Below are 19449 nucleotides of genomic sequence, written 5' to 3'. Positions count from 1 at the left end.
ACGGAATCGCAACCATGAGCTGTCAAACGGAAAAATGTGCGTCTTACGCACAATCTGCGCGGGCGTTCGCGAAATTCTCCTGCGACGCACGTTCTTGCGACGACTGGGTGATTCCCGTTTAGTGTCCCTCGGGGGAAATGCAGGGGAAGCCAAGTCCGTGACGGTCGTTCTGAAGAAGCCTCACAAGTCCGCGCGAAAGCCCAAGGGTGACGGGCACTTGCGGCGGGGCGAGATCCTGGCGGCGGCCGAGAGGATCTTCATCGCCGAAGGCTATGCCGGCGCGACGATCCGCAAGATCGCCGACGCGGTGGGCGTATCGTCGACGGCGCTGTACATGCACTTCCGCGACAAGGACCAGATCCTGATGGAGATCAGCAACGACGCCATCGAGCGTCTGCTGACCCTGAACATCGAAATCGCCGCCCAGCCGATCGACCCGGTCTCGCGCGTGCGGCTGATGCTCGAGGCGTACATGAAGTTCGCCCTCGACAATCCCAACACCTACCAGCTGGTGTTCTGCAGCACCGGCGAGCACATCTCGCAGGACAAGATCGCCGACACCCTGGAGCTGGGCGACCGCTGCTTCGAGAAGTTCAGCGAGCCAGTGCACCAGATCGCCGCCCAGGGCCGCCTGCGCTCAGGCTCGGCGGTGCAGGCCGCCGAAGTGCTGTGGAGCGGCTGCCACGGCCTGGTCTCGCTGCTGATCACCAAGCCCTCGCGCGGCTGGTCGGATCAGGATCAACTGATGAAGGTCATGCTGGACGGCCTGCTTTACGGCTTGGTCACGGACTGATTTGGTGAACGCCGTCAAGGCTTTGAGCGCGCTTCTGGCGGTGATGGCGTTCGCCCCTGGAGCGGCTCTCGCCGCCTCTCCGAAAGTGATGTCGCTGGACTCCTGCGCCGACCAGTACGTCCTGGCGCTGGCGCCGCGCGACAGCGTCGTCGGTCTCTCGCACCGCGCCATCTCCCGCGACAGCTACCTGCGCCGCGAGGCCGTGGGCCTGCCGCTGCGCCGCGCCACCTTCGAGAGCCTGGTCGCGGCCAAGCCCGACGTCGTCGTACGTCTGTGGGGCGGTGACGCGCGGCTGTCCAAGGCGTTGGAGAACAAGGGCGTCACCACCGTCGCCCTCGACGACGCGGCCGATTTCGACGGCGTCCGCGCCAATGTCCGCAAGGTCGCCGCCGCCCTGGACCGCAAGCCTCAGGGCGAGGCGATCATCGCGCGGATGAACGCCCAGCTGGCCCGCGCGGCCGGGGCGGGGAAGGGCAAGTCGGTGCTGTATCTGACACCCGGCGGCTACACGGCCGGTTCGGGCACATTGATCGACACCCTGCTGAAGGCGGCCGGCTATTCGAACGCCTCCAAGGCTCCGTATTTCGCGCCGGTCTCGCTGGAGGGCTTGGTGATGAAGCCGCCGGCGGCCGTGGTGCTGGGCTTCTTCGACGGGACCCGGGCCGGCGCGGACCGCTGGGGGCCTGGCCGTCATGCCGCCCTCCAGACCGTCGTGAAGACCCGCACCGTCGCCTCGCTCCCGGGAACGATGATCGGTTGTCCGGGCTGGTTCGCCGCCGAGGGCAGCGCGATCCTGGCCGAGGCGGCGCGATGAGCCTGGTCCGCCTTTGTCTTCTGATGCTGCTGGTCCTGGCCAGCGCGGCGATCCTGGCCGTGTCGCTGGGTGAGACCCCGCTGTCGCTGGCCCAGTACGCCCAAGCCCTGACCCACCCAGCCTCGCCGCCGGCCGAGGTGCTGTGGACCATCCGCGCGCCCCGCGTGGCGGTGGCGGCCCTGGTCGGCGCGGCCCTGGGCCTTGCCGGCGCGACGATGCAGGGGCTGCTGCGCAACCCGCTGGCCGATCCCGGCGTGCTGGGCGTCTCGGCCGTGTCGGGTTTGGGCGCGGCCTTGGCCATCTCGGCGGGCCTGGCGGTGGTTCCGGGCGCGATCGAGCTTTCGGCCCTGATCGGCGCCCTGGTCGCCGGCGGCCCGGTCGTGGTGCTGGCGGCGCGGTTCCGCGAGCCGGAGGCGTTGATTCTGTTCGGCGTGGCCTTGTCGGCGTTCGGCGGGGCGCTGACGGCGCTGGTCTTCAACCTTTCGCCATCGCCCGTGACGACGGCCGAGATCCTGGCCTGGCTGATGGGTTCGGTCGAGAACCGCGACGCGATGGACGCCCTTCGCGCCCTGGTTCCCATGGCGATCGGCGCGGCCTTGTGCGTCCGAGCGGGCAATGGCCTGCGCATGTTGACCCTGGGCGAAGAGGCCGCACGGATGTCCGGCTTGCCGATGGCGCGCCTGCGGGTCTACGCCGTGGCTGGCGCGGCCCTGTTGACGGGCGCGGCGGTGGCGGCGGCCGGGGTGATTGGCTTCGTGGGCCTGGCCGCGCCGCACTTGGTGCGAGCCCTGGTCAAGGACGATCCCAAGCGGATCCTATGGCCCTCGGCCTTGGCGGGCGCTCTGCTGCTGGTGCTGGCGGATCTCGCCGCCCGGCTGGTCCCGACCGAGCAGGAGCTGAAGCTGGGCGTGGTCACGGCCCTGTTCGGCGCGCCGGCCTTCGCCCTGCTGGCCTGGCGGGCTTCGCGGAGCTGGCGGTCGTGAGCGCGCTCTGGACCCTGACGACGCTCGCGGCCCGCCACGGGCGCAAGACCGTGCTGGAGGATGCCTCGTTGAGCGTGGCCGCCGGCGAGGTGGTCGGCGTGGTCGGACCCAATGGCGCGGGCAAGACCAGCCTGCTGCGCGCGGGCCTGGGGCTGCTGCCGCTGGAGTCCGGCGAGGCTCGCCTGTCGGATCAGCCCTTGGCGTCTCTGAAGCCCGACGAACGCGCCAGGCTGGTCGGCTATCTGCCGCAGGACCGCCGCGTGGCCTGGAACCTGCCGGCCCGCCTGGTCGCCGCCCTGGGCGCGACCGACCTCGCCGACGAGGCGGCCGATACGTTGGCTCTGGATTGCCTGGCGCGGGTCGGCGCGGCCGAGCTGGCCGATCGCGGCGTGCTGGACATGTCCGGCGGCGAACGGGCGCGGGTGCTGCTGGCGAGGCTGCTGGCTACGCGCGCGCCGTTGCTGGTCGCCGATGAGCCGGTGGCGGGCCTGGATCCCGACGCGCAGCTGCTGACCCTGGACCTCCTGCGGGCCGAGGCCGCCAAGGGCGCGGCGGTGGTGGTGACCCTGCACGACCTGGGCCTGGCTGCGCGGTCCTGCGACCGGATCGTCGTGGTCTCGCACGGCCGCATCGTCGCCGAAGGACCGCCGCGCGAGGCGCTGTCGCGGTTCATTCTCGGGCACGTCTTCCGGCTGGACGGCGAGCTGGTCGAGACCGAGGCGGGGCCGGTGCTGGCGGCGAAGCGGGTTTAGGGCTGCGCCGACGGCGTGTAGGCGGCCGCCACTGACGGGCTGTAGACGTAGCCGCCGCGCTTGAGGTCCGACGACAGGGTCAGCGGGGCCACGCCGCCGTTCAGGCGGGCGCGGTAGACCATGGTCGTCTCCAGGGTCCGCATCACGTAGTTGCGGGTCTCGGAGAACGGGATGCACTCGATGAAGTCGAGCGGGTCGGTCTGGGCGCCGCGCGGGTCGCCGCACAGGCCCGCCCACTGGGCCGGGCGACCGGGGCCGGCATTGTAGGCGGCGGCGGCCATGATGTACGAGCCGCTGAAGCTGCTGACCATGTCGCCCAGATAAACCGAGCCCAGGCGCATGTTGTACGAGGCGTCCGACAGGCGGTCGATGCTGTGGATCTCGCCCAGCTTGCGGGCGACGATGGAGGCGGTGGCGGGCATCAGCTGCATCATGCCGCGCGCGCCGACGCCCGAACGGGCGGCCGGGTCGAAATTGCTCTCCTGGCGCGAGATCGAATAGACGAAGGCCGTCTCGGCCGCGCCTGGCCCCGGGGTGAAGTGATGGTCCAGCAGCGGATAGCCGCGCTCCGCCAGGATGAAGCCGCGCTGGGCGGCCGTGCGCACGGCGCGCATGGCCAGGTCCTGGTCGCCATAGCCGCGGGCGAAATCGACCAGCAGGGCGCTTTCCTCGGCGTTGGGCAGGGTGTCGTCGATGTACAGCACCAAGCTGCGGAACAGGTCGCGCGCCCCGATGTCCGCCAGGATCCGCGCGGCGCGGATCTGTTCGCGGCCATAGAAGCGGGCGCGGTCGGCCTGGGTGATGACCGGGTCGCGGTCCAGGCGCAGCTCCTTCAGCCCCGCCTTCTCGGCGGCTAGCTGACCGTAGAAGGTGGTGATGTAGCGCGCGCCCTCGGCATAGAAGGTCTGGGCGGCGATCGGGTCGCCTTGCGCCTCGGCCGCGCGGCCTTGCCAATAGAGGGCTCGGCCCTTGGTGATCGGCGAGGCGCCGACGGCGGCGATCTGGGCGAAGTGAGCGGCGGCCGCGTCGGCGTCCTTCAGCCGGGTCAGGGCGATCCAGCCGGCATAGAACTCGGACTCGGCGATGTCGGCCGGCGCCAGGGCCTGGACATTGTTGGCGGCGGCATAGGCGCCGCTGCTGTCGCCGGCCTTCAGGGCCGAGACGATCAGCTGCTTGCGCTCCTTCCAGATGGCGGTCGAGGCCTCCTCTGTCGGCGGGACGGGGAAGTTGACCACCATTGGCAGGGCCAGGGTGTCCATGCCGGCGCGGCGCAGATAGGCCGCACGCTCGAACACCACGCCGGGCGAGGCCTGCTGGTCCGGCGTCAGGGCGTTGTAGAGGCCGTTGGCGCTGGCCGAGTTCTGGCGATAGGCCATGCGCACCCGCGCGGTGGCCTGCTGGCTGTCGGACAGCATGGCGACCAGGTCGCGGGCGGCCGGGCCTTGCTGGCCGTACAGCAGGATGTCGGCGCGGCGAGCGTAGTCGTCGGCGGTCAGCATGCCGCCGAAGCGGGCGATCAGGCTGCGCTGGGCGTCGGCCTCGAACACCTTGTCGCGGAAGGTGCGGCGGATGAGGTCGGTCGCCTCCTTGTTGCGGCCGGTCGCTTGATAGGCGCTGGCCAGGGCCATGGCGCCGTCGGCCGTCGCCGGCTGGGCGCCGCCGAACCAGGCGACGATGCGGGCCGGATCCAGGCCGGAGGTGGAAAGAGCCTTCTCGGCGGCGGCGTCGCGGCGCGCGGCGCGCGGCCAGCCAGCCAGGTCGCGGCGGGCGGCGTCCAGCTCGAAGAAGCTCATCGCCTCGGCGTTGTTGTCGACCAGCGCCCACTGGGCGATCTTCTTGGCGATCGGGTCCTGCAGGCTGTCCATCGCCATCCGCGCGCCCGAGACGTCGCCGCGCTTGGCGGCGGCCAGCGCGGTCTGCAGGTTGGCGGAGTCGGTGTCCGACAGGGCGGCGGGGACGGCGGTCGGCGGCGTGGTGATCAGGCCGGACGTGGGTTGGCTGGCGTAGCCCGACGTCGTCTGGGCGTCCGCGGCCCCCACGACCACGGCCACGACGCAAGCTCCCCCGAGCAGAATCCGACGCACCACTGAAGCCAAAACGCTCTCCTTAACCAAGTCTCCAAAGAGCCTTGTACGCGAATCTCAGGCCAGGCCCTATGCGACGATTCAGGCCTCAATAGGGTTTAAAGTCTGGTTCCCGGGCTTGACCAAGCAGGCTTCCCCCCTCAAATCCGCACCCTGCCTCGACGCGCCGGTTGCCGGACGCCGGGGCTGGGACATATTGTCCGCCCCCATCGTCCTGCCGCAACACCACGCGGCGTCTTCTCACGGCAATTTGCAGTCATGGTCCAGTCTCACTTCAAGGGCGTCATTCCGGCCCTCGTCACGCCGTTCCGGGACGGTGAGGTGGACGAAAAAGCTTTCGTGGCCCTGGTCGAGCGCCAGATCTCCGGCGGCGTCCACGGCCTGGTGCCCGTCGGCACCACCGGCGAGACCTCGACCCTGTCGCACGACGAGCACAAGCGCGTCGTCGAGCTGTGCGTGAAGACCGCCGCCGGCCGCGTGCCGGTGATCGCCGGCGCCGGCAGCAACTCGACCGACGAGGCCATCGAGTTGGCCCGCCACGCCAAGACGGTCGGCGCCGACGCCTGTCTGGTGGTGACGCCGTACTACAATCGCCCGAGCCAAGAGGGCATGTACCAGCACTACAAGGCGATCAACGACGCCGTCGAGCTGCCGGTGTTCGTCTACAACGTGCCGGGCCGCACCGGCGTCGACATCTCCAACGAGACGCTGGAGCGCCTGTCCAAGCTGCCCAACATCATCGGCATCAAGGACGCCACCGGCGACCTGACCCGGATCAGCTTCCAGCGCCTGATGTGCGGTCCCGACTGGGTGCTGCTGACCGGCGACGACCCGACCGCTCTCGGCTACATGGCCCATGGCGGCCACGGGGTGATCTCGGTCACCTCCAACGTCGCGCCGGACGCCTGCGCCGCCTTCATGAACGCCTGCATGCAAGGGCAGTGGGAAACCGGCCTCTATTGGCAGGATCGCCTGGTGCGCCTGCACAAGGCCCTGTTCATGGATTCCTCGCCGGCCCCGACCAAGTTCGCCCTGGCCCATCTGGGCCTGTGCTCGGAAGACGTTCGACTGCCGATCGCGCCGTGCGCTCAAGCCGTGCGTCCAACGATCCTGGAAGCCATGCGCGAGGCTGGCCTCGAATAATGACCAAGCCGATCGCGGAGAACCGGCGCGCCCGGTACGACTACTTCATCGAGGAGACCTTCGAGGCCGGCATCATGCTGACCGGCACCGAGGTGAAGTCGCTGCGCGTCGGCCGGGCCAACATCGCCGAATCCTACGCCTCGGTCGAAGGGCGCGAGATCAAGCTGATCAACGCCGACATCCCGCCCTACGGCCACGCCAACCGCTTCAACCACGAGCCGCGCCGCCACCGGAAGCTGCTGCTGCATCGCAAGCAGATCGACAAGCTGATCGGCGCGGTGCAGCGCGACGGCCGGACGATGATCCCGCTGAAGCTCTATTGGAACGAGAAGGGCCTGGCCAAGCTCGAGATCGGCCTGGCCAAGGGCAAGAAGAACCACGACAAGCGCGAGACCGAAGCCGCCCGCGACTGGGCCCGCGACAAGGCCCGCCTGATGAAGGGCGATCGGGGGGACTGAGGCGGTCGGGGGCGCGGATTGCCGACGCCCCCGCGAAGAATGTTGGGCTGCCGCCGGAGGGCTGGCTCTCGACGCTGGGCGAACGTTTGCCAAAATCCCTCTCTCTGAGAGAGAGGGAGGGGCCCATGCGCAGCATGGGAGGGTGAGAGGTTACACTCTTCCGAACGAAGCTCCGGCGAAAGCGGCGGCGCCGCCGACGGTTCAAACCTGGGTTCACTCTTGAGATGCTTCAATGAGAGGCTCGGGATTTCCGGCCAGCGGTGAAACCACTCACCCTCCCACCGCTTCGCGGCGGGCCCCTCCCTCTCTCTCAGAGAGAGGGGTTCTGGATGTTCGCTTTCTACCCAAAGCCGACGTTTCGTCGGTCCGCATAGAGGCGGCTCCACCCGAGGAGAGGGCGAAGTCACGTACGATCCGAAACGATTTCGACCGGATCAGTGCAGGCCCATGAACCCGAATCCGATCGCCAAGCCGAAGGCGAAAGCGCCGGCGCTGACGATCAGGAAGATGCGGACTTCGGTACGCAGGTGGTTACGCGTCGACTGGGCCATGGCGTGGCCTCCGGCAGGTCGCGCAGCCCCAGGCGCGGCAAAACAGTCCCTAGCCTGAGGATGTTAGTCCTCTCAGCGCCGGAAAAATGTCAACGATTGTAAAGTCGTCGGTTCGGCCTCGGCGCTCACGCGCACCGGCGGACTCGCCCCCGATCGCTCGACAAGCGGAGGCGAGCGCAACGGCCAGCGCGCGGTGGATAGTCGGCCGTCGTGACCTCTCAGGCCAGAGCAGGCAGCTCGTAGACCCGGGACGGCACGCCCCGCTCGAACAGCTCGCCGCATATGGCGAGCGCCCGCTTGTAGGCGGTTTCGGCGCTGTCGAAGAAGCCGGCGAGGCGGCCATCTTCGGTGACGACCCAGCCGTCGGGGACGTGGGCGATTTCTATACGCTGGCAGTGCGCGGCGTCAGACATGACGACGAGCTCCTTGGACTAGAACGCGCCCCTGAGCTCGGGCGCGTTAACATCCTTAACGCGCGTCGGGCTCCCCGCATTGTCAACGATTGTAAACCGTATGCGGATCTTCGCGCAAGGCGATAGTGACGTCTGGGTTGTATGGTCAAGCTTGGACGGGGCTCGCGGGCTAGCCGTTTTCCAACGCCAGCAGGGCGAACGTCGCCAGCCAGTGCTCGCCCATATAGTCGCCCGAGACGTGCGGGACGGCCGCTGCGAGATGGTTCATGGCGGCGCTGATCGCGTGGTGCTTGGCGGGATCGGCCTCCGGCATGGCGGCGGCAAGCAGCCGCCAGCACCAGGCGCGGGACAGGTTCAGGCCGTCCAGATGCGCGATCTTGCCGTCGGTGCGGTCGCTAACCCGGGCCGGCGTGAACAGCGTTGCCGGCTGCTTGTCGGCGATGTCCGGCAGGAAGCGCGGGAACCACAGTTCGAAGCTCTCGCGCGGCAGCAGCCGGCGCATCGCCTCGGCCTCGATCAGGGCGGGCGAGAGAAAGTCGTCGCCCGACGGCTCCCAGGCCTGGCAGGCGGCGTCCTGGCCGTACCAGACCAGGGCCCGGCTCCGCAGCATCTGCCGGAAGGCCGTATCGCCGGTCATGTCGGCGTACTCGCTGGCCAGGACCAGGGCGAAGGCGGTGTTGTAGTGGGTCCCGGCGCGCACCGGATAGTCGGCGACCGGCAGGAAGGTCTCGAACCGTTGGGCGAAGGCGCGGGCCAGGGGCGCGTGGACGCCGGCCCACGGGCGCTCGTGGCGTAGCAACTCGGCCTGCAGCATCAGGCTCCAGGCCCAACCGTAGGGACGCTCGAAGCCGCGGCTTTCGGGGCGGGCCAGATAGGCGAGCTCGCCGGCGACCTTGTCGTCGGTGAAGGCGTCGTCGAACAGCGCCACGATCGTCTCGGCCTCGGCCATCTCGGGGCGCAGGCGCAGCAGGGTGGACAACAGCCAGTAGCCGTGCACGCACGAGTGCCAGTCGAAACTGCCGAAGAAGATCGGGTGCAGCTCACGCGGCGAGCGGACGTCATCTGGCCCGGCCATCACGTGATCCAGCTTGTTTGGATATTCACGGGTCAGGTGGCCGAGCGCGATCTTGGCGAAGCGCGAGGCGGTGGAGCGGGCCAAGCTCATGGGTGAAAGGCGAGGGCGTTCATCAGGACCACGTTGACGATCAGCATCAGGACCGCCGTCGGCGCTTGTGCGCGGATCACGGCGTAGCGGTCCTTCAACTGCAGCAGGGCCGCCGGCACAAGGTTGAAATTGGCCGCCAGCGGCGTCAGCAAGGTTCCGCAAAAGCCCGACAACATGCCGATGGCGCAGACCACGGCCGGATCGCCGTGGAAACGGCCGACGACCATGGGCAGGGCGATGCCGCCGGTCATCACCGGAAAGGCCGCGAAGGCGTTGCCCATCATCACCGTGAAGGCGGCCATGCCCAGGCAGTAGGCGGCGACGGCGGCGAAGCGACTGTCGACGGGCGTGAGCTGCACCGCGATCTCGCCGATCGTGTTGCCCACCCCGGCGATGGCGAACACCGCCCCCAGCGCCGCCAGCATCTGCGGCAACAGCGCGGCCCAACCGACCAGGTCCATCAGCCGCCGGCCCTCCTGAACGGACGCGGCGGCGGGCTGGCGGAACATCAGCTGGGCCAGGATCGCGGCGACCAGGGCCGCGAAGGCCAACGAGATCAGCGTCGCCTGCTTGGGATCGACCACGGGCGCGCCGTGCAGCGACAGACGCTTCAGGGTCAGGGAGCCGGCCAGCACCAGCACGGGGATGACCAGGGCGGGTATGAACAGCTTCGCGCCATAGGTCGCCGCCAGGGTTTCCCGCGCCTCTGGAGAGGTGGTCTTCGGCGCGCCGACACCCAGCTGGCCGGTCCCGGCGATCAGGGCCAGCGCCAGGGCCAGGATCCCGTTGCCCAGGTCGCCCAGCCGGTCGCCGGCCAGGAAGCTGATCGCGAACAGGCCCCAGAAGGCGGCGTTGCCGAAGCGCTTGCTGTTCTCGCGGTCGACGGCGCTGAGGCCCGCGAAGGCCGCGAACGTCAGGCCGGCCAGCAGATAGACGAGCGGCAGGCCGATCATTCCTCGACCTCGGTCTTGGCGAGGCGGCGGTCGAACAGCAGCAGGCGGCCGCCATGGATCAGGAAGGCGGCGATCGCCGTCGGGATGGCCCAGACCGACAGGGTCAGGGGCTCGACCGAGATCCCGCTCTGGTCCAGGAAGCCGACGATCAGCAGGATCGAGCCGATGGCCAGGAAGATGTCCTCGCCGAAGAACAGGCCGACATTGTCGGTCGCCGCGCTCATCGCCCGCACCCGCTGCCGGGTGTCGTCGGCCACAAGACCGCCCGTTTGCAGCTCGGCCGCCGCTTCGGCCATGGGGGCGAGCACGGGGCGCACGGTCTGGGCCTGGCCGGCGACCTGGGTGAGGCCGAACGCGGCGGTGACCTGGCGCAGAGCCAGATAAGCCAGCAGGATTCGGCCCGGTGTCGCCGCGCGCAGGCCCTGGATCGTTCTCCGCGCCTGTTCCTTGAGGCCCGCCCGCTCCAGCACGCCGATGGCGGGCAGGACCAGCCAGGCGACGCTGACATAGCGGTTGGTGTTGAACGCCTTGCCGAAGGCGGCCAGCACTTCGAGTGGCGTCAGGCCCGCGGCGATCCCCGAGGTCAGGGCGGCGGCGATCACGACCAGCAGCGGATTGAAGCGTAGGGCAAAGCCCAGCACGATCACCGCGACGCCCAGCAGGGTCAGCATCCGTCCGATTCCTAGCGTTCTGGCAGACGGTCGGATGGCGCGGGACCCTTGGCAAGCCGTCGCGGCTCGCGATCGGCGGCCTGAGGCGCCGCGAGCCAGGCGACGCATGATTTCATGTCGATTTCCGCCTTGGACGATCGTCCCTTGACGGTGAGGCGCCCCGGCGCGACCCTCAAGCTAACAATGATAACCTACGGGAGGCCGCCATGGCCGATGGTACGACGCCCATCACCTCGCTGAAGGGCAAGGTCAGCGACGCGGAATGGCAGGCGCGGGTCGATCTGGCCGCCCTGTATCGTCTCGTGGCCCTGCACGGCTGGGACGACATGATCTTCACCCACATCTCGGCCCGCATCCCGGGGCCGGAGCATCACTTCCTGATCAACCCGTACGGCATGTTCTTCGGCGAGATGACCGCCTCGTGCCTGGTCAAGGTCGATCTCGAGGGCAACGTGATCGACAAGACGCCGTACTACATCAATCCGGCGGGCTTCACGATCCACTCGGCCATCCACGCCGCCCGCGAGGACGCCCACTTCGTCATGCACCTGCACACCGATCAGGGCGTGGCGGTCTCGGCCCACCGGGAGGGCCTGCTGCCGCTGACGCAACATTCACTGATTGTCTTGCCTCAGATCGCCTATCACGATTATGAAGGCATTGCGCTCAACTTGGACGAGCGAGAGCGGCTGGTGGCCGATCTCGGCGACAAGAAGCTGATGATGCTGCGCAACCACGGCACCCTGTCCGTGGGCGCCAGCGCGGCCGAGTGCTGGTTGGGGATGTTCTTCCTGGAGCGAGCGTGCACGCAGCAGGTGATGGCTCTGTCGATCGGACGCGACAACGTCCTGCTGGCGCCCAACGGGGCCCAGGAGGAGGTGCGCAAGCAGACCGGCATGGGCATGGGCATGATCGGCGGCCTGGCCTGGCCCGGTTGTCTGCGCAAGCTGGACCGCGAGTCGCCCGGCTACGCGGACTAGTCGCCGTTTTCGAGGCTCGAAAGGCCGTCGCGGTCCTGGCGATCGCGGCGGCCTTTTCGTGTCTGGACGCTGGCGCGGCGCGCGCCGGGGCGTGGCCGATCGAGCCGGGCCGCACCCAGGTCATCGCCAAATACGAGGGGACGACTGCCGACCAAGGTTATGACCCCGACACCGTGCTGGTCGACATCGGACACCGGCGGGACGAGACCCTGTCGGTCTTCGTCGAGCGCGGCCTGACCCCGCGCCTGACCCTGCAGGCCAAGGCCGGCGTCACGCGCGGCCACGACCGCTGGATCGACTATTCCGGACGCGGGTCCGTGGAACTGGGCCTGCGCTGGGCCGTCCAGCGCACCGAACGCTCATCGCTTGCCGTTTATCTGGGCGCCGGCGAAGCGGGCGCGGGCCGCAACGCCGGCTACGCCGCGCCCGGCCAGGGCAGCCTCGATCTGGAGGCGCGGGTCCTCTACGGCCGCTCGGGCGTCTGGCGCGGACGCGAAGTCTATGTCGACCTACAGGCCGCGCGGCTGAAGCGCCAGGGCTTGGCGGACGAGACGCGGATCGACGCCACCCTGGGCGTCAGGCCCACGAAACGCTGGCTGTTGCTGGCCCAGACCTATGCCGGCCAGGCCGACCGCAGCCCGATCCGCTCGCGCTGGCTGAAGAGCGAAGTGTCCGTCGTCCGATCGTTCGGCGACTGGAGCGTGCAGGGCGGCTGGCGCGACACCGTCTCTGGCCGAGAAACCGCCCGAGATCGCGGCGTCGTGCTCGCTTTGTGGCGCAGGCTCTAGCTTGTTTCAAAGCTGCAACAGTCCGTCATCCGCCTGTCACTGGACGCCGCTTTAGCCTGCGGTCATATCTCGCCGCACTCATAGCTTCGCCGGGGGCGTCCGGCGCCGGAGCGTTTCGTTGATCCGTAGGCACTTCTTTCTCGTGGTGGCCCTGGCCGCCGTTGTCCTAATGCTGGTGGTGGGCGGCCTGAAGCTGGCCTTCGCCAACAAGGAAACCAAGGGCGCGGGCGGCGGCGGTCGGGCGACCAGCGTCTCGCAGATGGTGGTCGGCGAGCGGCCGTTCACCGACCGCATCGAGGTGCTGGGCGTGGCCAAGGGCCGCCAGTCGGTGACGATCACCTCCAACACCCCGGAACTGATCACCGCGGTCCACTTCACCGACGGCGAGACCGTCTCGCGCGGCCAGGTGCTGGTCGAGCTGAAGGCCGACCAGGAGAACGCCGGGATCTCGGAGGCCAAGGCGCGCCTGTCCCAAGCCGAACGCGACTACAACCGCTGGAAGACCCTGGCCGACAAGGGCATCGCCCCGCGCGCCACGGCCGAGCAGTATCTGTCGGCCCTCGAGGTCGCGAGAGCCGCCGTTGGCACCGCCCAGGCCCAGAAGCTGGACCGGGTGCTCCGCGCCCCGTTCGCCGGCCGGGTCGGCATCTCGGACGTCGCGCCGGGCATGCTGATCGCCGCCGGCACCCCGATCGTCAGCCTGGACGACGTTTCGGTGATCCGCGTCGACTTCTCGGTGCCGGACCGCTACCTGGCCACCCTGCGCATCGGCCTGCCGATCGCCGCGCGGCCCGACGCCCTGCCGGGCGAGACCTTCCAGGGTCATATCGCCCAGATCGACACCCGCATCGACCCGGCGACCCGCGCCATCAAGGCCCGCGCCGAGTTTCCCAATGCCGGCGGCCGCCTGAAGCCGGGCATGCTGGTCAAGGTCGCCATCGACCAGGGCGTGCGCACCGCCGTCGCCGTGCCCGAAGCGGCCGTGCAGTTCGAAGGCAGCCAGGCCTCGGTCTTCCGTATCGCCAAGGGGCCCAAGGGCATGGTCGCCCGCCGCACCGATGTCGAGACCGGCATCACCGCCGACGGCTTCGTCGAGATCAACTCGGGCCTGAAGAAGGGCGACAAGATCGTCGCCGACGGTCTCAACCGCATCCAGGACGGCGCCCCGATCGGCGGCGGCAAGGGCGGTAAAGACGGGGCCAAGGGCGAGGGCAAGGGCCACAAGGGCGGTGATCAGGGCGGCGCTGGCCGGAAGGCCGGCTGATGCTGTCCGACCTCTCCGTCCGTCGTCCCGTCTTCGCCGCGGTCGCGGCGATCATCCTCTGCGTCATCGGCCTGGCGGCGTTCTCGTCGCTGCCGATCCGCGAGCTGCCCAGCGTCGATCCCCCCGTGGTCTCGGTCTCGACCACCTATCGCGGCGCCTCGGCCGAGGTCATCGAGGAGCGCATCACCCAGGTGATCGAGCGCCAGGTGGCCGGCATCCAGGGCATTGACCGGGTCAACAGCAGCAGCCGCGACGGCCGCTCGCAGATCACCATCACCTTCAACCTCGACCGCGACCTGGATGCGGCCGCCAACGACGTGCGCGACGCCGTCAGCCGGGTGACCAGCAACCTGCCGGACCAGGCCGACCCGCCGCAGATCGCCAAGGCCAATGCCGACGCGTCGCCGATCATCATTCTGAACCTGACTTCGACCACGCTGGATCCGCTGCAACTGGCCGACTACGCCGACCGCTATCTGGTCGAGCGGATGTCGACGATCGACGGCGTGGCCCAGGCCAATCTGTTCGGGGCCAAGATCTACGCCATGCGGATCTGGCTGGACGCCAACGAGATGGCCGCGCGCGGCGTCTCGGTGGACGACGTCGAGAACGCCCTGAACGCCCAGAACCTGGAGCTGCCGGCCGGTTCGCTGGAGAGCACCGCCAAGGACTTCACGATCCGGGTGGCCCGCAGCTACGCCAAGCCCGAGGACTTCGCGCGCCTGCCGCTGCGGCCCGCCGACGCCAGCGGCTACGTGCTGCGTCTGGGCGACGTGGCCCGGATCGAGGAAGGTCCCGACGAGCGTCGCCGGCTGTTCCGCGGCAACGGCGTCGACCAGGTCGGCATCGGCCTGACCCGTCAGTCGCAAGCCAACGACGTGGCCATCTCCCAGGCCGTGCGCAAGGAAGTGGACGCGATCAACGAGAGTCTGCCGCCCGGGACCAAGATGGTCGTGGCCGTGGACAACTCGGTGTTCACCGCCGAAGCCATCCACGAGGTCTGGATCACCATGGGCATGTCGATCAGCCTCGTGGTGCTGGTCAATCTGATCTTCCTGGGCAGCTGGCGTTCGGCCCTGATCCCCTCGGTCGTCGCCCCAATCTGCATCCTGTCGACCTTCATCGTCCTGGCGCCGCTGGGCTTCTCGCTGAACCTCCTGACCCTGCTGGCCTTGGTGCTGGCTGTCGGCCTGGTCGTCGACGACGCCATCGTCGTGGTCGAGAACATCCAGCGGCGGGTGGACGAGGGCGAACCGGCCCTGGTCGCCGCCGAGCGCGGCACCCGCCAGGTGTTCTTCGCCGTCGTCGCCACCACCATCGTGCTGATCTCGGTGTTCGCGCCGTTGATGTTCCTGCCCGGCTATATCGGCCGCCTGTTCGTCGAGCTGGCCGTGGCCATCGCCGCGGCCGTGGGCTTCTCGGCCCTGCTGGCCCTGTCGCTGTCGCCGATGATGGCGTCCAAGCTGCTGAAGCCGGCGCATGGCGAGGGCTGGCTGGCCAGGCGCGTGAACAGGGCGATGGACGCCTTGAAGAACTCGTATCGCGCTTCGCTGGAAGGCATTCTGGGCGGCTGGTCGGCGGCGATCGCCGGCCTGATGGTTGTCGTCCTGGCGGCCTTCGCGGGCCTCCTGTTCGTCAACCTGCCCAAGGAACTGGTGCCGCCGGAAGACCGCGGCCGGGTCGACGTGGCCATCAACGGGCCGGAAGGCGCGGGCTACGACTACATCCAGGGCATCGGCCTGAAGGTCGAGAAGATCGTCGATCGGTACCGCGACGAAGGCGTCGCTCAACGCGTCCTGCTGACCATCCCGCGGTTCGGCGGCAATTCGTTCAACAGCGGCAGCAGCGTCATCGTGATGAAGCCCTGGGGCGAGCGCAAGAAGACCGCCGACGAGGTCGCGGCCGAGCTGAACAAGGATCTCTCCAAGATCACCAGCGTGCGGGCCATCGCCAGCGTGCGCGGTCCCTTCCAGCGCGGGGGCGGCGGCGGCGGCGGTGGCGGCACCAATGTCGACCTGATCGCCGTCGGTAACGACTACGTCCAGCTGGCCGACTGGCTGAAGCCGATCCTGGCCGAGGCCCAGGACAATCCGGGCTTCTCGCGGCCGCGCCTCGACTACGAGCCGACCTCGCCGCGCCTGTCGGTGCAGATCGACCAGGACAAGGCCGCGACCCTGGGCGTCTCGGCCCAGTCGATCGGCCGTGCCCTGGAGACCATGTTCGGCTCGCGCAAGGCCACGACCTACATCAAGAACGGCCAGGAATACGACGTCATCCTGCAGACCAATCTCGACCAGCGCCGCAGTGTCGAGGATCTGAACCGGCTGAACGTCCGCACCAGCTCGGGCGCGCTCGTGCCGCTGTCGACCGTGGTGACGACCCAGTTGCGGGGCGACACGCCGGACCGTCCGCGCGTCGACCGCCTGCGTTCGGTGACCCTGACCACTCAACTGAATCCCGGCTTCACGGTCGAGGACGCCGTGCGCTTCCTCAAGGACCAGGCCGACCAGCACCCGACGCCCGGCGTCAGCATCAAGTGGGGCGGCCAGGCCAAGGACTATCTGGAAGGCTCGGGCGGCATCGCCATCGCCTTCGGTCTGGCCCTGCTGCTGGTGTTCCTGGTGCTGGCGGCCCAGTTCGAAAGCTGGATCCACCCGGCCGTGATCATGCTGACCGTGCCCCTGGCGGCGCTGGGCGGCCTGTTCGGCCTGCTGATCATGGGCTCGACCATCAACACCTACAGCCAGATCGGGCTGATCATCCTGATCGGCATCGCCACCAAGAACGGCATCCTGATCGTCGAGTTCGCCAACCAGCTGCGCGACGAGGGTCTGACCGTGCGCGAAGCGGTGATCGAGGCGGCGGCCCTGCGCCTGCGCCCGATCATCATGACCTCGATCTCGGCCGCCATGGGCGCCTTGCCGCTGATGCTGTGGGCGGGGGCGGGGGCGGGCAGCCGCAAGACGATCGGTTCGGTGATCTTCACCGGTTCGATCTTCGCCACCTTGCTGACGCTGTTCATCGTTCCGGTGTTCTACGACCTCTTGGCCCGCTTCACGAAGTCGCCGGAGTGGACGGCGCGCCAGATCGAGGAGTATGAAGCCGGCGAAAAGAACGGTGAGGGGCAAACTTCACCGGCATAAACCGGTGAGGAAGCATGGCCGATGGCTCCCTGACGGCGAGGCGGCAGGAAATAGCTCTGCTGCGCCGTCTCGAGGAACGGATTCTCTGGTTGGCGGCGTGGACTATCCACAACGCCAACCACCTCCGGGAAAGCCGTGACGGCTTGAAGGTCGGCGGCCACCAGGCGTCCAGCGCCTCGATGACCACCCTGATGACGGCGCTCTATATGAAGGCGCTGCGGCCGCAGGACCGGGTGGCGGTCAAGCCGCACGCCAGCCCCGTCTTCCACGCCATCCAGCACCTGTTCGGCCGCCAGAGCCTGGACAACCTCAAACGCTTTCGAGCGTTGGGCGGGGCCCAGTCCTATCCGTCGCGCACCAAGGACGTGGACGACGTCGACTTCTCGACCGGCTCGGTGGGCCTGGGCGTGGCCATGACCGCCTTCGCCTCGCTGACCCAGGATTATCTGGCCGCGCGTGGGGCGGTGAAGCCTGAGCGCATGGGGCGGATGATCTCGCTGCTGGGCGACGCCGAGCTGGACGAGGGCAACATCTACGAGGCCCTGATCGAGGCCTGCAAGCACGACATCCGCAACACCTGGTGGATCGTCGACTACAACCGCCAGAGCCTGGACGCGACCACCCAGGACCGGATGTTCACCCGCTATGGCGAGATCTTCGAGGCCGCCGGCTGGACCGTCGAGACCCTGAAGTGGTCCAAGCGCCAGCGCGAGGCCTTCGCCAAGCCGGGCGGCGAAAAGCTGCGCGAGTGGATCGAGACCGCGCCCAACGACCTGTTCTCGGCCCTGACCTATCAGGGCGGGGCGGCGTGGCGCGAGCGGCTGTCCGCCGACCTGGAGGGCAGCCCCGACACCCTGGCCCTGATCAAGGGCTACAAGGACGTCGATCTTGCCGAGCTGATGACCGAGCTGGGCGGCCATTGCCTGGAGACCCTGCTGGAGGAGTTCGAGAAGGCGGGGCAGGACGACCGGCCGCGCTTCTTCATCGCCTATACCGTCAAGGGCCTGCGGCTGCCGTTCCAGGGCCACAAGGACAACCATGCCGGCCTGATGACCCCGGCCCAGATCGCCGAGCTGCGCGAGCGCCTGGGCGTCGTCGAGGGCGAGGAGTGGGACCCGCTGTCGGGCCTCTCGGCCGCCGAGCGTACGGCCCTGAAGGGCCTGATAGCCCGCGCCCCGTTCGCCGCCGAGGTCGAGCGCCAGCACGTGGCTCCCACGATCGCGACGCCGACCGCCGACGAGCTGTTGGTGGCTGTCGCGGCGAAGGAAGGGGCGGAGAACGAGCAGTCCACCCAGGCGGCCTTCGGCAAGGTGATGTTCGAGATCGCCGCCCGCAAGGACGAGTTCGCTGGCCGCGTCGTCACCACCTCGCCGGACGTCACGGTCTCGACCAACCTGGGCGGCTTCGTGAACCGACGAGGCGTGTTCCAACGCCGCGCCCACGAGGACGTCTTCAAGCGCCGGCGCATCCCCTCGGCCCAGGTCTGGTCCAAGGCCGAGACCGGCCAGCACGTCGAGCTGGGCATCGCCGAGAACAACCTGTTCATCGCGCTGGCCGCCCTGGGCCTGACCGCGCCGCTGTTCGGCGAGCGTCTGTTCCCGGTTGGCACGCTGTACGACCCGTTCATCGCCCGCGGCCTCGATGCCCTGAACTACGCCTGCTATCAGGACGCCCGCTTCCTGCTGGTCGCCACGCCCTCGGGCCTGACCCTGGCTCCGGAGGGCGGCGCGCACCAGTCGATCAACGCCGCCGTCATCGGCATGGCCCAGCCGGGCCTCGATACCTACGAGCCAGCCTTCGCCGACGAGACGGCGGTGCTGATGGCCCGCGCCTTCGATCGTATCCAGGCCCCGGACGGCGCCTCGACCTATCTGCGCCTGTCGACCCGCGTGATCGCCCAGCCGGAACGGACCGACGACGCCTGGCGTCAGGGCGTGGTGGAAGGAGCCTATTGGCTGAAGGCCCCCGCGCGGGACGCGCGCCTGGCGCTGGTCTATAGCGGCGCCCTGGCTCCCGAGGCCCTGGCGGCGTTCGAGGCGCTAGCCGACGACATACCCGAGGCGGGCTTGCTGGCCGTCACCTCGGCCGACGTGCTGCACCGGAACTGGACCGCCGCGGGCCGTGCGCGATGGAACGGGGAGGGCGCCCAGGGCGTTCCAAGGGCCTCCACGATCGAAACCCTGCTGGCCCCGCTGGACCGCGACGCCGGCCTGGTGACGCTGACCGACGGCGCGCCCTTGGCGCTGTCTTGGCTAGGCTCGGTGCGTGGCCAGCGGGTGCGGGCCCTGGGCCTGGAGACTTTCGGCCAGTCGGGCGACCTGCCGGACCTCTACGGCAAGTACCGCCTGGACGCCGAGGCGGTGCTGGACGCCTGCGCGGATCTGCTGGTTTAGCCGGCCAAAACCCTGTCATCCCGGACAAGCGCGCAGCGCGCCGATCCGGGACCGCCGGAAGCTCTGAGTTTGCGGCGGTCCCGGCTCTTCGCTTCGCTGCG

At 69.0% G+C, this 19449-nt stretch carries 17 protein-coding genes; 11 read left to right on the top strand and 6 right to left on the bottom strand.

Annotated features, from left to right (window positions below; translation table 11 throughout):
• The first annotated feature begins 157 nt into the window (after positions 1-157).
• From ASC70_RS17645 to ASC70_RS17630, 4 genes are read left to right on the top strand one after another with little or no spacing between them, the layout of a single operon-like run.
• The gene (locus tag ASC70_RS17645) at positions 158-793 is read left to right on the top strand and encodes a TetR/AcrR family transcriptional regulator (RefSeq protein ID WP_047413369.1); all 636 of its coding nucleotides are present in this window, start codon (positions 158-160) and stop codon (positions 791-793) included.
• A gap of 4 nt (positions 794-797) precedes the next feature.
• Positions 798-1607 carry an ABC transporter substrate-binding protein gene (locus ASC70_RS17640; protein ID WP_056052877.1) on the top strand — a complete coding sequence of 270 codons (810 nt, stop codon included), beginning with the start codon at positions 798-800 and terminating at the stop codon, positions 1605-1607.
• A complete protein-coding gene (locus tag ASC70_RS17635; RefSeq protein WP_056052470.1) occupies positions 1550-2590 on the top strand; it encodes an iron ABC transporter permease in 1041 nt (346 codons plus the stop codon). The genes ASC70_RS17640 and ASC70_RS17635 overlap by 58 nt, the downstream gene beginning before the upstream one ends.
• Positions 2587-3342, top strand: coding sequence for an ABC transporter ATP-binding protein (locus tag ASC70_RS17630; protein WP_056052468.1), 756 nt, complete (start codon positions 2587-2589; stop codon positions 3340-3342). Before ASC70_RS17635 ends, ASC70_RS17630 begins: the two co-directional genes overlap by 4 nt.
• Here ASC70_RS17630 and ASC70_RS17625 read toward each other — a convergent pair.
• Complete coding sequence (locus ASC70_RS17625; protein ID WP_056052466.1) at positions 3339-5438, bottom strand: lytic transglycosylase domain-containing protein; 2100 nt, start codon at positions 5436-5438, stop codon at positions 3339-3341. The two genes, ASC70_RS17630 and ASC70_RS17625, sit on opposite strands and share 4 nt — an antisense overlap.
• A 246-nt stretch (positions 5439-5684) precedes the next feature.
• On the opposite strand from ASC70_RS17625, the gene dapA reads away from it, so the two are divergent.
• Complete coding sequence (gene dapA, locus ASC70_RS17620) at positions 5685-6569, top strand: 4-hydroxy-tetrahydrodipicolinate synthase (protein WP_056052462.1); 885 nt, start codon at positions 5685-5687, stop codon at positions 6567-6569.
• Positions 6569-7027, top strand: coding sequence for an SsrA-binding protein SmpB (gene smpB, locus ASC70_RS17615; protein WP_047413377.1), 459 nt, complete (start codon positions 6569-6571; stop codon positions 7025-7027). The genes dapA and smpB overlap by 1 nt, the downstream gene beginning before the upstream one ends.
• Positions 7028-7461: 434 nt before the next feature.
• On the opposite strand, the gene ASC70_RS24565 is transcribed toward smpB, so the two are convergent.
• From ASC70_RS24565 to ASC70_RS17595, 5 genes are all read right to left on the bottom strand, one after another.
• Positions 7462-7578 (bottom strand): hypothetical protein, encoded by a 117-nt coding sequence (locus ASC70_RS24565; protein WP_082539768.1) that lies wholly within the window; start codon positions 7576-7578, stop codon positions 7462-7464.
• A gap of 218 nt (positions 7579-7796) precedes the next feature.
• A complete protein-coding gene (locus tag ASC70_RS17610; protein WP_047413381.1) occupies positions 7797-7991 on the bottom strand; it encodes a hypothetical protein in 195 nt (64 codons plus the stop codon).
• Between the two features lie 169 nt (positions 7992-8160).
• Positions 8161-9156 (bottom strand): DUF2891 domain-containing protein, encoded by a 996-nt coding sequence (locus ASC70_RS17605; RefSeq protein ID WP_056052459.1) that lies wholly within the window; start codon positions 9154-9156, stop codon positions 8161-8163.
• Positions 9153-10109 (bottom strand): DUF979 domain-containing protein, encoded by a 957-nt coding sequence (locus tag ASC70_RS17600; protein WP_056052457.1) that lies wholly within the window; start codon positions 10107-10109, stop codon positions 9153-9155. The genes ASC70_RS17605 and ASC70_RS17600 overlap by 4 nt, the downstream gene beginning before the upstream one ends.
• Entirely contained in the window at positions 10106-10780 is a 675-nt protein-coding gene (locus ASC70_RS17595) for a DUF969 domain-containing protein (RefSeq protein ID WP_056052454.1), read from the bottom strand. Before ASC70_RS17595 ends, ASC70_RS17600 begins: the two co-directional genes overlap by 4 nt.
• 206 nt (positions 10781-10986) lie before the next feature.
• On the opposite strand from ASC70_RS17595, the gene ASC70_RS17590 reads away from it, so the two are divergent.
• The 5 genes from ASC70_RS17590 (at position 10987) to ASC70_RS17570 (ending at position 19348) form a co-directional block, all read left to right on the top strand.
• Positions 10987-11760, top strand: a complete 774-nt coding sequence (locus tag ASC70_RS17590) for a class II aldolase/adducin family protein (protein ID WP_056052451.1) — start codon at positions 10987-10989, stop codon at positions 11758-11760.
• Between the two features lie 41 nt (positions 11761-11801).
• Positions 11802-12548 carry a hypothetical protein gene (locus tag ASC70_RS17585; RefSeq protein ID WP_056052875.1) on the top strand — a complete coding sequence of 249 codons (747 nt, stop codon included), beginning with the start codon at positions 11802-11804 and terminating at the stop codon, positions 12546-12548.
• Between the two features lie 118 nt (positions 12549-12666).
• A complete protein-coding gene (locus tag ASC70_RS17580; protein WP_056052448.1) occupies positions 12667-13812 on the top strand; it encodes an efflux RND transporter periplasmic adaptor subunit in 1146 nt (381 codons plus the stop codon).
• Positions 13812-16955 (top strand): efflux RND transporter permease subunit, encoded by a 3144-nt coding sequence (locus ASC70_RS17575; protein WP_056052444.1) that lies wholly within the window; start codon positions 13812-13814, stop codon positions 16953-16955. The genes ASC70_RS17580 and ASC70_RS17575 overlap by 1 nt, the downstream gene beginning before the upstream one ends.
• 14 nt (positions 16956-16969) lie before the next feature.
• Positions 16970-19348: a transketolase gene (locus ASC70_RS17570; RefSeq protein WP_056052441.1), complete on the top strand. Its 2379-nt coding sequence runs from the start codon at positions 16970-16972 to the stop codon at positions 19346-19348.
• Positions 19349-19449: the final 101 nt, after the last annotated feature.

This window comes from Caulobacter sp. Root343 (assembly GCF_001425745.1).
Classification (GTDB): Bacteria; Pseudomonadota; Alphaproteobacteria; order Caulobacterales; family Caulobacteraceae; genus Caulobacter.
Note: the sequence above shows the minus strand (reverse complement) of the source record. Positions and strands in the feature narration are given on the sequence as shown.